The organism is Pseudomonas syringae, assembly GCF_023278085.1.
Taxonomy (GTDB): domain Bacteria; phylum Pseudomonadota; class Gammaproteobacteria; order Pseudomonadales; family Pseudomonadaceae; genus Aquipseudomonas; species Aquipseudomonas syringae_Q.
The window spans coordinates 577,520-590,692 of sequence record NZ_CP066265.1 but is presented as its reverse complement, the minus strand read 5'-3'; the positions used below and the strand labels follow the sequence as shown (position 1 = coordinate 590,692).

Genomic DNA, 13,173 nt, shown 5'->3' with positions numbered 1-13,173 from the left:
TCTCCTAGGCTTCGCACGCTTCTGATGCTGGATTGACCAGCTTCTCGAGAGAGGCGCGATCCAATAATTTTGTGTCGAGTTTTATGTAGATGGCCGCCTCTTCGGCAACCACCACTGCATCTGTCACGCCGGCTACGGACATCAAACGCGCTGCCAGGCCTGCTTCACGCTGCGCCTGCGGCGACAACGGCAGACGTAGGCTGGTCACGTAAGGCGGTTCTCGCATGGTCACTGCAAAGGCGAGCCAGACCGCGGCCATGGCTGCACCACCAAGGAACACCACATCGAGCCCGCCATGCTGGAACAACCAGCCGCCCAGTATCCCACCTGCGGCCGATCCAAGAAACTGGCTGGTGGAATATACCCCCATCGCCGTGCCTTTTCCGCCAGCCGGTGAAACCTTGCTGATCAGCGACGGCAAGGACGCTTCCAGCAAATTAAATGCCGTGAAGAATACCACTGTTCCGATGACCAGTGCCCGTAACGTATCGCCGAATGCCCAGAAGAATAGCTCAGCCAGCATTAAAACGGTGATGGCGCCGAGCAGAACGCGCTTCATTTGACGTTTCTTCTCGCCGTAAATGATGAACGGGATCATCGCGAAGAAGGAAATCAGCAAAGCGGTCAGGTAGACCCACCAGTGTTCTTCCTTGGGCAGACCGGCTTTTTCGACCAGCGCCAGTGGCAAGGCCACGAAGCTCGACATGAGCATCGCGTGCAACACGAAGATACCCAAATCCAGACGCAGCAGGTCTGGATGACGCAAGGTCGCGCCCAGTGCCTGTTTGGCAACGCCGGATTCTCGGTGCAGCAACGCGCCGTTGGCCTTGGGCACCACGAAGGCGACGATGAGTATCCCGAAAAGCGCCATACCCCCGGTTGCCAGGAACAGGCCTGACAATCCGAACGCGCCGGTGATCACCGGGCCGACAACCATGGCGACAGCGAACGACAGACCGATGGTCATGCCGATCGTGGCCATGGCCTTGGTGCGGTGCTGTTCGCGGGTCAGGTCGGAGAGCAAGGCCATGACCGCAGCGGAAATGGCCCCGGCGCCTTGCAGGACGCGTCCGGCGATAATCCCCCAGATCGAATCGGCGTTGGCTGCCACCACGCTGCCGATCGCAAAGATAATCAGCCCGAAATAAATGATCGGTCGCCGGCCGATCCGGTCGGACAGTATGCCGAACGGGATCTGCAGCACCGCCTGTGTCAGGCCGTACGCGCCGATTGCCAGACCGATCAGTGCAGGACTCGCGCCCGCCAGGTCCATGCCATAGGTTGCCAGAACCGGCAAAACCATGAACATGCCAAGCATGCGGAACGCGAACACCAGGGCCAGTCCGCCTGCTGCGCGGGTCTCGCCGCTACTCATACGTTCGCTGTGGGTGTCGTGCATGGAATAACCTCGTGTGAACCGGCGGCGATTCTACCAGTCCCATCGTTGTACAGCACATACGCGACGCTTTGCCGCGTGATGGCTCGGAGCCGTATACTCCGTCGTTTATGCCCGCCAAGCGAGGCCGCAGTGGACAAGATCCTGATACGTGGGGCACGAACCCACAACCTGAAAAATATTGACCTGACACTTCCCCGCGACAAACTGATCGTTATCACCGGGCTCTCCGGCTCAGGCAAGTCTTCGCTGGCTTTCGATACGCTGTACGCCGAAGGGCAACGCCGCTACGTCGAGTCGCTGTCGGCCTATGCCCGGCAGTTTCTGTCGATGATGGAAAAACCGGACGTCGACACCATTGAAGGTTTGTCGCCTGCGATTTCCATCGAGCAGAAGTCCACGTCGCATAACCCACGCTCGACCGTGGGGACTATTACCGAGATTTACGACTACCTGCGTCTTCTTTACGCGCGGGTTGGACAGCCTCGCTGCCCGGATCATGATATCCCGCTGGAAGCCCAGACGGTCAGCCAGATGGTCGACCTGGTGCTGACTCAGCCTGAAGGCAGCAAGTTGATGCTGCTGGCCCCGGTCATTCGTGAGCGCAAAGGTGAACACCTTTCGGTCTTCGAAGAGCTCCGTGCCCAGGGTTTTGTCCGGGCGCGAGTCAACGGCAAGCTGTGTGAGCTGGATGAGCTGCCGAAACTGGACAAGCAGAAGAAGCATTCCATCGATGTGGTGGTGGACCGCTTCAAGGTTCGCGCAGACCTGCAACAGCGTCTGGCTGAATCGTTTGAAACGGCGCTGAAACTGGCAGACGGCATCGCTCTGGTCGCGCCGATGGACGACGAGCCGGGCGAGGAAGTGATTTTCTCCGCACGCTTCGCCTGCCCGATCTGTGGCCATGCGATCAGCGAGCTGGAACCGAAGCTGTTCTCCTTCAACAACCCGGCTGGCGCATGCCCGACCTGCGATGGCCTGGGCGTCAAGCAGTTCTTCGACATCAAGCGCCTGGTGAATGCCGAGCTGACCCTGGCCGAGGGCGCGATACGTGGCTGGGACAGGCGTAACGTCTATTACTTCCAGATGCTGGGTTCGTTGTCCAAGCACTACGGCTTTAGCCTTGAGGTGCCGTTCAAAGAAATTCCGGCCGATATGCAGAAAGTCCTGCTCAACGGCAGTGGCTCGCAGAGTGTCGACTTCCGCTATCTGAATGATCGCGGCGATATCGTCAAACGTGCGCACCCGTTCGAAGGCATCGTGCCGAATCTGGAGCGTCGCTATCGGGAAACCGAATCAGCGACCGTGCGCGAAGAGCTGGCCAAATTTCTAGGCACACAGCCCTGCCCTGACTGCCGCGGTACTCGCCTGCGTCGCGAGGCGCGTCATGTGTGGGTGGGTGAAAAGACCTTGCCTGCGGTGACCAGTCTGCCGATTGGCGATGCCACGCAGTATTTCGACACACTGAAGCTGACCGGGCGACGCGGCGAGATTGCCGACAAGATCCTCAAGGAAATTCGTGAGCGTCTGCAATTTCTGGTCAACGTCGGTCTGGATTACCTGACCCTAGATCGCAGTGCCGACACCCTTTCAGGCGGTGAAGCCCAGCGTATCCGTCTGGCCAGCCAGATCGGTGCGGGCCTGGTCGGGGTGATGTACATCCTCGACGAGCCCTCGATTGGCTTGCACCAGCGCGATAACGATCGTTTGCTGGGCACGCTCAAGCACCTGCGCGATATCGGCAACACGGTGATTGTGGTCGAGCATGACGAAGACGCTATTCGTCTGGCCGACTACGTGGTCGATATCGGCCCGGGTGCCGGTGTGCATGGTGGCCATATCGTTGCAGAAGGTACGCCGGACGAAGTGATGGCGCACCCAGACTCGCTGACCGGCAAATACTTGTCAGGCCGCGTGAAAATCGCGGTACCAGCCAAGCGTACGCCTCGTAACAAGAAGCTGTCGCTGACCCTCAAGGGCGCGCGTGGCAACAACCTGCAGAACGTGAACCTTGAGATCCCGATTGGTTTGCTGACCTGTGTGACCGGTGTTTCCGGCTCCGGCAAATCGACGCTGATCAACAACACGCTGTTCCCGCTCAGCGCCACTGCGTTGAACGGCGCGACGACGCTCGAGGCTGCGACTCACGACAGCATCAACGGCCTGCAGCATCTGGACAAGGTCGTGGATATCGACCAGAGCCCTATCGGTCGTACGCCACGCTCCAACCCGGCGACCTATACCGGGCTGTTCACGCCGATTCGCGAACTGTTTGCCGGTGTGCCGGAGTCTCGCTCGCGGGGCTACGGGCCGGGCCGGTTCTCGTTCAACGTCAAGGGCGGCCGCTGCGAGGCATGTCAGGGCGACGGTCTGATCAAGGTCGAGATGCACTTTCTGCCGGACATCTACGTGCCGTGCGATGTGTGCAAGAGCAAGCGTTATAACCGCGAGACGCTTGAGGTCAAGTACAAGGGCAAGAACATCCACGAAGTGCTGGAGATGACGATCGAGGAAGCACGCGAGTTCTTCGACGCCGTTCCCGCATTGGCGCGCAAACTGCAAACCCTTATGGATGTGGGGCTGTCCTACATCAAGCTGGGACAGTCAGCGACCACCTTGTCAGGTGGTGAGGCGCAGCGGGTCAAGTTGTCGCGTGAGCTGTCCAAGCGCGATACCGGCAAAACGTTGTACATCCTCGACGAGCCGACTACCGGCCTGCACTTTGCCGATATTCAGCAACTGCTGGATGTTCTGCATCGTCTGCGCGACCACGGCAACACGGTGGTGGTGATCGAGCACAACCTGGATGTGATCAAGACGGCGGACTGGCTGGTCGACCTTGGGCCCGAAGGCGGGTCGAGAGGTGGGCAAATCATCGCAACGGGTACACCTGAACAGGTCGCCGAGATGAAGCAGTCTTACACCGGGCACTACCTCAAGCCGCTGTTGATCAGAGACAAAGCGTAACTGATGCGCTGAGGACGGGCCTGGCTTCGGTCAGGCCCGGACACAAAAAAGCTCCTGTCACTCACGTGCAGGAGCTTTTTTATGGGCGCTGAATCAGAACTGCGATTGCAGGTAGTTCTGCAGACCGATGGACTTGATCAGCCCCATCTGCTGTTCCAGCCAGTAGGTGTGATCTTCTTCGGTATCGGCCAACTGAACGCGCAGGATCTCGCGAGTCACGTAGTCGCCGTGTAGCTCGCACAGCTCGATACCCTTGCACAGGGCTGCACGCACCTTGTATTCGAGACGCAAATCGCTGGCGAGCATCTCAGGCACTGTGGTGCCGACGTCCAGATCATCCGGGCGCATGCGTGGCGTGCCTTCCAGCATCAGGATACGGCGCATCAACGCATCGGCGTGTTGTGCCTCTTCTTCCATCTCGTGATTGATGCGCTCGTAGAGCTTGGAAAAGCCCCAGTCTTCGTACATGCGCGAGTGAACGAAATATTGGTCACGAGCTGCCAATTCGCCCGTGAGCAACGTGTTGAGATAATCGATTACTTCCGGGTGGCCTTGCATCGCAACGAACTCCTGCTTTAAAGGCGCTAGTTTGAACCAAGCGATGCGCGAGGTCACTGGAAAAAACGCAATAAATAGACAAAAAGCGTCGATATTACGCCGTTCAGAAGCGAAAAACCGGCTAAATGAGGGCGGTTCTGTTTCTCACTTCGACTCAGCCCGACTATTCAGGCGCTCGCTGACCAACGCCGAGGTGAGCCTTTCAAATCGCGGGCAACAAAAAACCGGGCCTGGGCCCGGTTTTCTGTTCAAACTGATGTCTTATTCAGCGGCTTCTACAGAGCCACCGATAGGACGATCAACCAACTCGACGTACGCCATTGGCGCGTTGTCGCCAGTACGGAAACCGCACTTGAGGATACGCAGGTAGCCGCCCTGACGGGTTGCATAGCGTTTGCCCAGATCGTTGAACAGTTTGCCGACGATTTCTTTCGAACGAGTACGGTCGAAAGCCAGACGACGGTTGGCAACGCTGTCTTCCTTGGCCAGGGTGATCAGCGGCTCGGCAACGCGGCGCAGTTCCTTGGCTTTCGGCAGGGTAGTTTTGATCAGCTCGTGCTCGAACAGCGACACCGCCATGTTTTGAAACATGGCTTTACGGTGAGAGCTGGTACGGCTCAGGTGACGTCCACTTTTACGATGACGCATGGTTCATTCCTTACCAAACTCGCGTTCGGTGATTACGACGATCAGGCCGTAGCCTTGTCGTCCTTCTTAAGACTTGCCGGCGGCCAGTTGTCGAGGCGCATGCCGAGGGACAGACCACGAGAAGCCAGAACGTCCTTGATCTCGGTCAAGGATTTCTTGCCCAGGTTCGGAGTCTTCAACAACTCTACTTCGGTGCGCTGAATCAGGTCGCCGATGTAGTAGATGTTCTCCGCCTTAAGGCAGTTGGCCGAACGCACGGTCAGTTCCAAATCGTCAACCGGACGAAGCAGGATCGGATCGATCTCGTCTTCCTGTTCGATTACCACTGGTTCGCTGTCGCCTTTGAGATCCACGAATGCAGCCAGCTGCTGTTGCAGGATGGTTGCAGCGCGACGGATTGCCTCTTCAGGGTCCAGAGTACCGTTGGTTTCCAGATCAATAACCAGCTTGTCCAGGTTAGTACGCTGCTCGACACGGGCGTTTTCCACCACGTATGCGATACGGCGAACCGGGCTGAACGAAGAATCGAGCTGCAAGCGACCAATGCTGCGGCTTTCATCTTCATCGCTTTGACGCGAGTCTGCCGGCTCATAACCACGACCACGAGCTACGGTGAGCTTCATGTTCAAGGCGCCGTTAGACGCCAGGTTAGCGATTACGTGATCGGGGTTAACGATCTCGACATCATGATCCAGCTGAATATCGGCAGCGGTAACCACCCCCGAACCCTTCTTCGACAAGGTCAGCGTAACTTCGTCTCGACCGTGCAGCTTGATAGCCAGACCTTTAAGGTTCAACAGGATTTCAATGACGTCTTCCTGTACACCTTCGATGGCGCTGTACTCATGGAGTACACCGTCAATCTCGGCCTCGACTACTGCACAGCCGGGCATGGAGGACAACAAAATGCGGCGAAGCGCGTTGCCCAGGGTATGGCCGAAACCACGCTCGAGAGGCTCGAGAGTGATCTTGGCGCGGGTTGGACTGACAACCTGCACATCAATATGGCGGGGTGTCAGGAACTCATTTACCGAAATCTGCATGGATGCACCTATTTTCTAGCCCTTACTTGGAGTAGAGCTCGACAATCAGGCTTTCGTTGATGTCGGCGGACAGATCACTGCGAGCTGGTACGTTCTTGAAAACGCCCGATTTCTTCTCAGTGTCTACTTCTACCCATTCTACGCGGCCACGTTGGGCACACAGATCGAGAGCCTGGACAATACGCAGCTGGTTCTTAGCTTTTTCGCGGATAGCAACAACGTCGCCAGCACGAACCTGATAAGAAGGAACGTTAACGGTTTTGCCGTTTACGCTAACCGACTTGTGCGAAACCAATTGACGGGATTCTGCACGAGTAGAGCCGAAGCCCATGCGGTATACAACGTTGTCCAGACGGCATTCGAGCAGTTGCAGCAGGTTCTCGCCTGTTGCACCTTTCTTGCCGGCGGCTTCTTTGTAGTAGCCGCTGAACTGACGCTCGAGAACGCCGTAGATACGACGGACTTTTTGCTTTTCACGCAGCTGAGTACCGTAATCGGACTGGCGACCGCGGCGTTGGCCGTGGATGCCTGGAGCTGCTTCGATGTTGCACTTGGATTCGATAGCGCGAACGCCGCTCTTCAAAAAGAGATCGGTGCCTTCACGACGAGCAAGTTTGCATTTTGGACCAATGTAACGAGCCATTTCTTACAGTCTCCTGGATTACACGCGGCGCTTCTTCGGCGGACGGCACCCGTTGTGCGGGATTGGCGTCACGTCGGTGATGCTGGCGATCTTATAGCCACAGCCGTTCAATGCACGGACAGCGGATTCACGACCTGGGCCTGGACCCTTGACATTGACGTCGAGGTTCTTCAGACCGTACTCCAGCGCAGCTTGACCAGCACGCTCAGCAGCTACTTGAGCAGCGAACGGGGTGGACTTGCGTGAACCACGGAAACCCGAACCGCCGGAGGTAGCCCACGAAAGAGCGTTACCTTGACGATCGGTGATGGTGACGATTGTGTTGTTAAACGACGCGTGGATGTGGGCGATGCCATCAACCACTGTCTTTTTAACTTTTTTACGAGGACGAGCAGCAGGTTTTGCCATGACTAAATTCCTGTCGTTGCGCTGGAGCGATTACTTGCGGATCGGCTTACGCGGACCTTTGCGAGTACGCGCGTTGGTCTTGGTACGCTGACCGCGCACTGGAAGACCACGACGATGACGCAGACCGCGGTAGCAGCCCAAGTCCATCAAGCGCTTGATTTTCATGTTGATTTCGCGACGCAGGTCACCTTCAGTGGTGAACTTCGCCACTTCGCCACGCAGCTGTTCAATCTGCTCGTCGCTCAGATCTTTGATTTTCACCGCCGGGTTAACCCCGGTGGTTGCACAAATTTTCTGTGCAGTGGTGCGACCAACACCATAGATGTAGGTCAGCGAGATAACAGTATGCTTGTTATCTGGAATGTTAACGCCTGCAATACGGGCCATTCAGTGGGACTCCAATTGACAGCTACCTACGCCCCGGAAGCCAAGAAATAGGGCGCGAGATAATATCGCTGTAGTAACAAATAATCAACCCAGCAGCGCACTAGCTGCTGGGCTTAAGCACAAATCACAATCAGCCTTGGCGCTGCTTATGACGTGGTTCCGCGCTGCAAATTACTCGAACAACACCTTCGCGGCGAATAATCTTGCAGTTACGGCACAGCTTTTTCACCGATGCACGAACTTTCATCACCAACTCCTCGAACCTTAGGGGTGCTTCAGCGCAGCATACCGCCGCTGCCACCGTAGCCCTTCAGGTTGGCTTTCTTCATCAGGGATTCATACTGGTGCGAAACGAGGTGCGATTGTACTTGCGACATAAAGTCCATCACAACCACGACCACGATCAGCAACGAGGTCCCGCCAAGGTAGAACGGTACGTTTGCCGCGACCACCAGAAACTGGGGAAGCAGACACACGGCCGTCATATATAGAGCACCGAACATGGTCAAGCGAGTCAAAACGCCATCAATGTAGCGCGCCGACTGCTCGCCTGGACGAATACCCGGAATAAAGGCACCGGACTTCTTCAGGTTTTCCGCTACGTCTTTCGGATTGAACATCAACGCCGTATAGAAGAAGCAGAAGAAAATAATCCCTGCACTAAACAGCAGAATATTCAACGGCTGACCAGGAGCGATCGACTGCGAGATGTCCTGCAACCAGCCCAAACCTTCAGACTGACCGAACCAGGAACCCAACGAAGCCGGGAACAGCAAAATGCTGCTTGCGAAAATGGCCGGAATCACACCAGCCATGTTCACTTTCAGCGGCAAGTGGCTGGTCTGCGCAGCAAAGACCTTACGGCCCTGCTGACGCTTGGCGTAGTGAACAGCAATACGACGCTGACCACGCTCAATGAACACCACAAAACCGATGATCGCTACTGCCAGCAATCCGATTGCAACCAGAGCGAAGATATTGATATCACCCTGACGTGCAGACTCGAAAGACTGCCCTATCGCTCTCGGAAGACCGGCGACGATACCTGCGAAAATCAACATCGAGATACCGTTGCCGACACCGCGCTCGGTAATCTGCTCGCCTAGCCACATCATGAACATCGCACCAGCCACGAAGGTGGTAACGGCCACAAAGTGGAAACCCAGGTCTCCAGAAAACGCGACGCCCTGACTGGCCAGGCCAACGGACATGCCGATAGCTTGAACCAATGCCAGGACAACGGTGCCGTAGCGGGTGTACTGGCTAATCTTGCGACGGCCAGCTTCACCTTCCTTCTTCAACTGCTCCAGTTGCGGGCTGACGGCGGTCATCAACTGCATGATGATCGATGCCGAAATGTACGGCATGATCCCCAGTGCAAAGATGCTCATCCGTTCCAGCGCGCCACCGGAAAACATGTTGAACAAGCTAAGAATGGTCCCCTCATTCTGTCGAAACAGTTCTGCGAGTCGGTCCGGGTTGATACCTGGAACCGGGATGTGTGCGCCTATTCGGTAGACGATAATCGCCAGGAACAGAAAACGCAGACGAGCCCAGAGTTCAGACATACCGCCTTTGCCGAGCGCAGAGAGAGCACCTTGCTTAGCCATTTATTCCTCGAACTTGCCGCCAGCTGCTTCGATAGCCGCACGCGCACCTTTGGTGGCGGCGATACCCTTGATAGTGACAGCGCGAGTAACTTCGCCCGACAGCATGATTTTCACACGCTGAACGTTCTGGTTAATCACGTTGGCATCTTTCAGGGACTGCACAGTTACGATGTCGCCTTCCACTTTAGCCAGCTCGGACAGACGCACTTCTGCGCGGTCCATGGCCTTCAGGGAAACGAAACCGAATTTTGGCAGGCGACGATGCAGCGGCTGTTGGCCGCCCTCAAAGCCCGGAGCAATAGTGCCACCGGAGCGGGAGCTTTGACCTTTGTGGCCACGGCCACCGGTCTTGCCCAAACCGCTACCGATACCACGGCCCGGACGATGCTTTTCGCGACGGGAACCCGGCGCTGGACTCAGATCATTGAGTTTCATCGATTAACCCTCGACTCGCAGCATGTAGTAAGCCTTGTTGATCATCCCGCGATTTTCGGGAGTATCCAGGACTTCTACAGTGTGACCGATGCGACGCAGACCCAAACCCTTAATGCACAATCTGTGATTAGGGATGCGGCCGGTCATGCTTTTGATCAGCGTTACTTTAACGGTAGCCATGATCAGATGATCTCCTCAACACGCTTGCCACGTTTGGCAGCGATCGACTCAGGAGACTGCATGCCCTTCAAACCCTTGAACGTAGCGTGAACCACGTTTACAGGGTTAGTCGAACCGTAGCACTTGGCCAATACGTTCTGGACACCAGCAACTTCCAGCACTGCGCGCATTGCGCCGCCAGCGATGATACCGGTACCTTCGGAAGCAGGCTGCATGTACACCTTGGAGGCGCCATGAGCAGACTTCATTGCGTACTGCAAGGTAGTGCCGTTCAGATCAACCTGAATCATGTTGCGGCGAGCAGCTTCCATCGCTTTCTGGATCGCAGCAGGCACTTCACGTGACTTGCCACGGCCGAAGCCAACGCGCCCTTTACCATCACCCACTACGGTCAACGCAGTGAAAGTGAAGATACGGCCGCCTTTTACGGTTTTGGCCACGCGGTTAACTTGAACCAGCTTCTCGATGTAGCCTTCGTCGCGTTTTTGGTCGTGATTTGACATAACTTAGAACTCCAGCCCGCCTTCACGAGCAGCATCAGCCAGCGCTTTGACACGGCCGTGGTACTTGAAGCCAGAACGGTCGAAAGCGACTTGCGATACACCCGCGGCTTTCGCGCGCTCGGCGACCAGCTTGCCAACCTTAGTGGCCGCGTCGATGTTGCCAGTGGCGCCATCACGCAGTTCTTTGTCCAAAGTCGAGGCGCTTGCCAGGACTTTGCTGCCGTCGGCCGAGATGACCTGGGCATAAATGTGCTGCGAAGAGCGGTGCACGCAGAGACGCACGACTTCTAGCTCGTGCATTTTCAGGCGTGCTTTGCGAGCGCGACGCAGTCGGGTAACTTTTTTGACGGTCATTTGCTATGCCCTACTTCTTCTTGGCTTCTTTACGGCGGACGACTTCGTCTGCGTAACGCACACCTTTGCCTTTGTAAGGCTCAGGACGGCGGAAGTCGCGGATCTCAGCGGCCACTTGACCAACCAACTGCTTATCGATACCGCGAATCAGGATATCGGTCTGGCTGGGGGTCTCAGCGGTGATGCCATTCGGCAATTCGTAGTCCACTGGGTGCGAGAAGCCAAGTGCAAGGTTCAATACCGTGCCTTTTGCTTGCGCCTTGTAACCAACACCGACCAGCTGGAGCTTGCGCTCGAAGCCTTGGCTTACGCCTTGGACCATATTGTTTACCAGTGCACGAGTGGTGCCTGCCATTGCGCGGGTTTGTTGATCGCCATTGCGAGCAGCGAAACGCAGCTCACCAGCTTCTTCAACAATCTCAACGGACGAATGGATGTTCAGTTCTAGAGTGCCCTTGGCACCCTTCACCGAAAGCTGCTGGCCGACGAGTTTGACTTCGACGCCGGATGGCAACTTAACGGGGTTCTTAGCGACGCGTGACATGCTTATCCCCCCTTAGAACACAGTGCAAAGCACTTCGCCACCGACACCGGCAGCGCGCGCAGCACGATCCGTCATCACACCTTTACTGGTGGAGACGATAGACACACCAAGACCGCCACGAACTTTCGGCAGATCATCGGAGGACTTGTACTGACGCAAGCCTGGGCGGCTGACGCGCTTAACCTCTTCGATGACCGGACGGCCTTCGAAGTACTTAAGCTCAATGGACAGCGAGGATTTAACTTCGCTGCTGATCTGATAACCCGCAATGTAGCCTTCGTCCTTCAGGACTTTTGCTACAGCAACCTTCAACGTGGAAGATGGCATGCTTACGACGGGCTTTTCAGCCATCTGGGCATTACGGATACGAGTTAGCATGTCCGCTAACGGGTCCTGCATACTCATGGGCTAGACGCTCCTAAAACAAAATAATTAGCCTTGCGGCTACAGCTTGATCGCCGAGAACTTCCGGGCACGTAAAAACACGGGCTCAGGCGAGCCGGCAATTCTAGTCCTACCCCGGAAATGAATCAAGCCCCAAAAGGGGCTTGATCCAAATTCAGGCTTCATCCCGACCAGTGACTTGCGTGACCGGCCGGAAGGAAACGAGAGGTGCGCCTTACCAGCTGGCCTTAACCAGACCTGGAACGTCGCCACGCATAGCTGCTTCACGCAGCTTGTTACGGCCGAGGCCGAACTTGCGATAGACGCCGTGTGGACGACCAGTGATGCGGCAACGGTTACGCATGCGCGCAGCGCTTGCGTCACGTGGTTGCTTCTGCAGGGCTACGGTAGCTTCCCAACGCGCTTCTGGACTTGCGTTCAGATCGACGATGATAGCTTTCAGCTCTGCACGCTTCTTGGCGTACTTGGCAACAGTGAGCTGACGCTTCAGCTCACGGTTTTTCATGCTCATCTTGGCCATTGTCCTACTCCAATCAGTTGCGGAACGGGAATTTGAAAGCACGCAACAATGCGCGACCTTCATCATCGTTCTTGGCAGTGGTGGTCAGGGTGATGTCCAGACCGCGAAGAGCATCGATCTTGTCGTAGTCAATTTCCGGGAAAATGATCTGCTCTTTGACGCCCATGCTGTAGTTACCACGACCATCGAAGGACTTGGCATTCAGGCCGCGGAAGTCGCGAACCCGAGGCAGGGAGATCGACAGCAGACGATCCAGGAACTCGTACATACGATCGCGGCGCAGAGTCACTTTGACGCCGATCGGCCAACCTTCACGGACTTTAAAGCCAGCGATGGATTTCCGAGCGTAAGTCACAACGACCTTTTGACCGGTGATCTTTTCCAGGTCAGCAACAGCGTGCTCGATGACTTTTTTGTCGCCGATCGCTTCGCCCAGACCCATGTTCAGGGTGATTTTGGTAACGCGCGGAACTTCCATCACGTTCGAAAGCTTAAGTTCTTCCTTAAGTTTCGGAGCGATTTCCTTCCGGTAAATCTCTTTTAGTCGTGCCATGGTCTTCTACCTAGCAGTG

Annotated in this window: 18 protein-coding genes; 1 reads left to right on the top strand and 17 read right to left on the bottom strand. The window is 56.2% G+C overall.

Annotation, left to right across the window (positions count from 1 at the left end; translation table 11 throughout):
- Nucleotides 1–4 precede the first annotated feature (4 nt).
- Nucleotides 5–1,399 carry an MFS transporter gene (locus I9H07_RS02755; protein ID WP_236425059.1) on the bottom strand — a complete coding sequence of 465 codons (1,395 nt, stop codon included), beginning with the start codon at nucleotides 1,397–1,399 and terminating at the stop codon, nucleotides 5–7.
- A gap of 129 nt (nucleotides 1,400–1,528) precedes the next feature.
- On the opposite strand from I9H07_RS02755, the gene uvrA reads away from it, so the two are divergent.
- The gene (gene uvrA, locus I9H07_RS02750) at nucleotides 1,529–4,363 is read left to right on the top strand and encodes an excinuclease ABC subunit UvrA (protein WP_236425061.1); all 2,835 of its coding nucleotides are present in this window, start codon (nucleotides 1,529–1,531) and stop codon (nucleotides 4,361–4,363) included.
- Nucleotides 4,364–4,456: 93 nt separating this feature from the next.
- Here uvrA and bfr read toward each other — a convergent pair whose 3' ends face one another.
- The 16 genes from bfr to rplE all read right to left on the bottom strand — a co-directional run bounded on the left by bfr (nucleotide 4,457) and on the right by rplE (nucleotide 13,154).
- Nucleotides 4,457–4,921 carry a bacterioferritin gene (gene bfr, locus I9H07_RS02745; protein ID WP_002555461.1) on the bottom strand — a complete coding sequence of 155 codons (465 nt, stop codon included), beginning with the start codon at nucleotides 4,919–4,921 and terminating at the stop codon, nucleotides 4,457–4,459.
- Between the two features lie 261 nt (nucleotides 4,922–5,182).
- Entirely contained in the window at nucleotides 5,183–5,569 is a 387-nt protein-coding gene (gene rplQ, locus I9H07_RS02740) for a 50S ribosomal protein L17 (protein WP_024646120.1), read from the bottom strand.
- A gap of 41 nt (nucleotides 5,570–5,610) precedes the next feature.
- Complete coding sequence (locus tag I9H07_RS02735; RefSeq protein WP_003176403.1) at nucleotides 5,611–6,612, bottom strand: DNA-directed RNA polymerase subunit alpha; 1,002 nt, start codon at nucleotides 6,610–6,612, stop codon at nucleotides 5,611–5,613.
- A 22-nt stretch (nucleotides 6,613–6,634) separates the two neighbouring features.
- The gene (rpsD, locus tag I9H07_RS02730) at nucleotides 6,635–7,255 is read right to left on the bottom strand and encodes a 30S ribosomal protein S4 (RefSeq protein WP_002555465.1); all 621 of its coding nucleotides are present in this window, start codon (nucleotides 7,253–7,255) and stop codon (nucleotides 6,635–6,637) included.
- An 18-nt stretch (nucleotides 7,256–7,273) separates the two neighbouring features.
- Nucleotides 7,274–7,663, bottom strand: coding sequence for a 30S ribosomal protein S11 (rpsK, locus tag I9H07_RS02725; RefSeq protein WP_002555466.1), 390 nt, complete (start codon nucleotides 7,661–7,663; stop codon nucleotides 7,274–7,276).
- Between the two features lie 30 nt (nucleotides 7,664–7,693).
- Nucleotides 7,694–8,050 (bottom strand): 30S ribosomal protein S13, encoded by a 357-nt coding sequence (gene rpsM, locus I9H07_RS02720; protein WP_002555467.1) that lies wholly within the window; start codon nucleotides 8,048–8,050, stop codon nucleotides 7,694–7,696.
- A gap of 130 nt (nucleotides 8,051–8,180) precedes the next feature.
- Nucleotides 8,181–8,297 (bottom strand): 50S ribosomal protein L36, encoded by a 117-nt coding sequence (gene rpmJ, locus I9H07_RS02715; protein ID WP_002555468.1) that lies wholly within the window; start codon nucleotides 8,295–8,297, stop codon nucleotides 8,181–8,183.
- Between the two features lie 28 nt (nucleotides 8,298–8,325).
- Nucleotides 8,326–9,660: a preprotein translocase subunit SecY gene (secY, locus tag I9H07_RS02710; RefSeq protein ID WP_002555469.1), complete on the bottom strand. Its 1,335-nt coding sequence runs from the start codon at nucleotides 9,658–9,660 to the stop codon at nucleotides 8,326–8,328.
- Complete coding sequence (rplO, locus tag I9H07_RS02705; RefSeq protein ID WP_002555470.1) at nucleotides 9,661–10,095, bottom strand: 50S ribosomal protein L15; 435 nt, start codon at nucleotides 10,093–10,095, stop codon at nucleotides 9,661–9,663.
- A gap of 3 nt (nucleotides 10,096–10,098) precedes the next feature.
- Nucleotides 10,099–10,275, bottom strand: coding sequence for a 50S ribosomal protein L30 (rpmD, locus tag I9H07_RS02700; protein ID WP_002555471.1), 177 nt, complete (start codon nucleotides 10,273–10,275; stop codon nucleotides 10,099–10,101).
- A gap of 2 nt (nucleotides 10,276–10,277) precedes the next feature.
- Entirely contained in the window at nucleotides 10,278–10,778 is a 501-nt protein-coding gene (rpsE, locus tag I9H07_RS02695) for a 30S ribosomal protein S5 (RefSeq protein WP_003317099.1), read from the bottom strand.
- Nucleotides 10,779–10,781: 3 nt separating this feature from the next.
- The gene (rplR, locus tag I9H07_RS02690; protein ID WP_002555473.1) at nucleotides 10,782–11,132 is read right to left on the bottom strand and encodes a 50S ribosomal protein L18; all 351 of its coding nucleotides are present in this window, start codon (nucleotides 11,130–11,132) and stop codon (nucleotides 10,782–10,784) included.
- Between the two features lie 10 nt (nucleotides 11,133–11,142).
- Complete coding sequence (rplF, locus tag I9H07_RS02685; protein ID WP_003369019.1) at nucleotides 11,143–11,676, bottom strand: 50S ribosomal protein L6; 534 nt, start codon at nucleotides 11,674–11,676, stop codon at nucleotides 11,143–11,145.
- 12 nt (nucleotides 11,677–11,688) lie between these two features.
- Nucleotides 11,689–12,081 carry a 30S ribosomal protein S8 gene (gene rpsH / locus I9H07_RS02680; protein WP_002555475.1) on the bottom strand — a complete coding sequence of 131 codons (393 nt, stop codon included), beginning with the start codon at nucleotides 12,079–12,081 and terminating at the stop codon, nucleotides 11,689–11,691.
- A gap of 214 nt (nucleotides 12,082–12,295) precedes the next feature.
- Nucleotides 12,296–12,601, bottom strand: coding sequence for a 30S ribosomal protein S14 (gene rpsN, locus I9H07_RS02675; protein ID WP_003400428.1), 306 nt, complete (start codon nucleotides 12,599–12,601; stop codon nucleotides 12,296–12,298).
- 13 nt (nucleotides 12,602–12,614) lie between these two features.
- Entirely contained in the window at nucleotides 12,615–13,154 is a 540-nt protein-coding gene (gene rplE / locus I9H07_RS02670; protein WP_002555477.1) for a 50S ribosomal protein L5, read from the bottom strand.
- Nucleotides 13,155–13,173 lie beyond the last annotated feature (19 nt).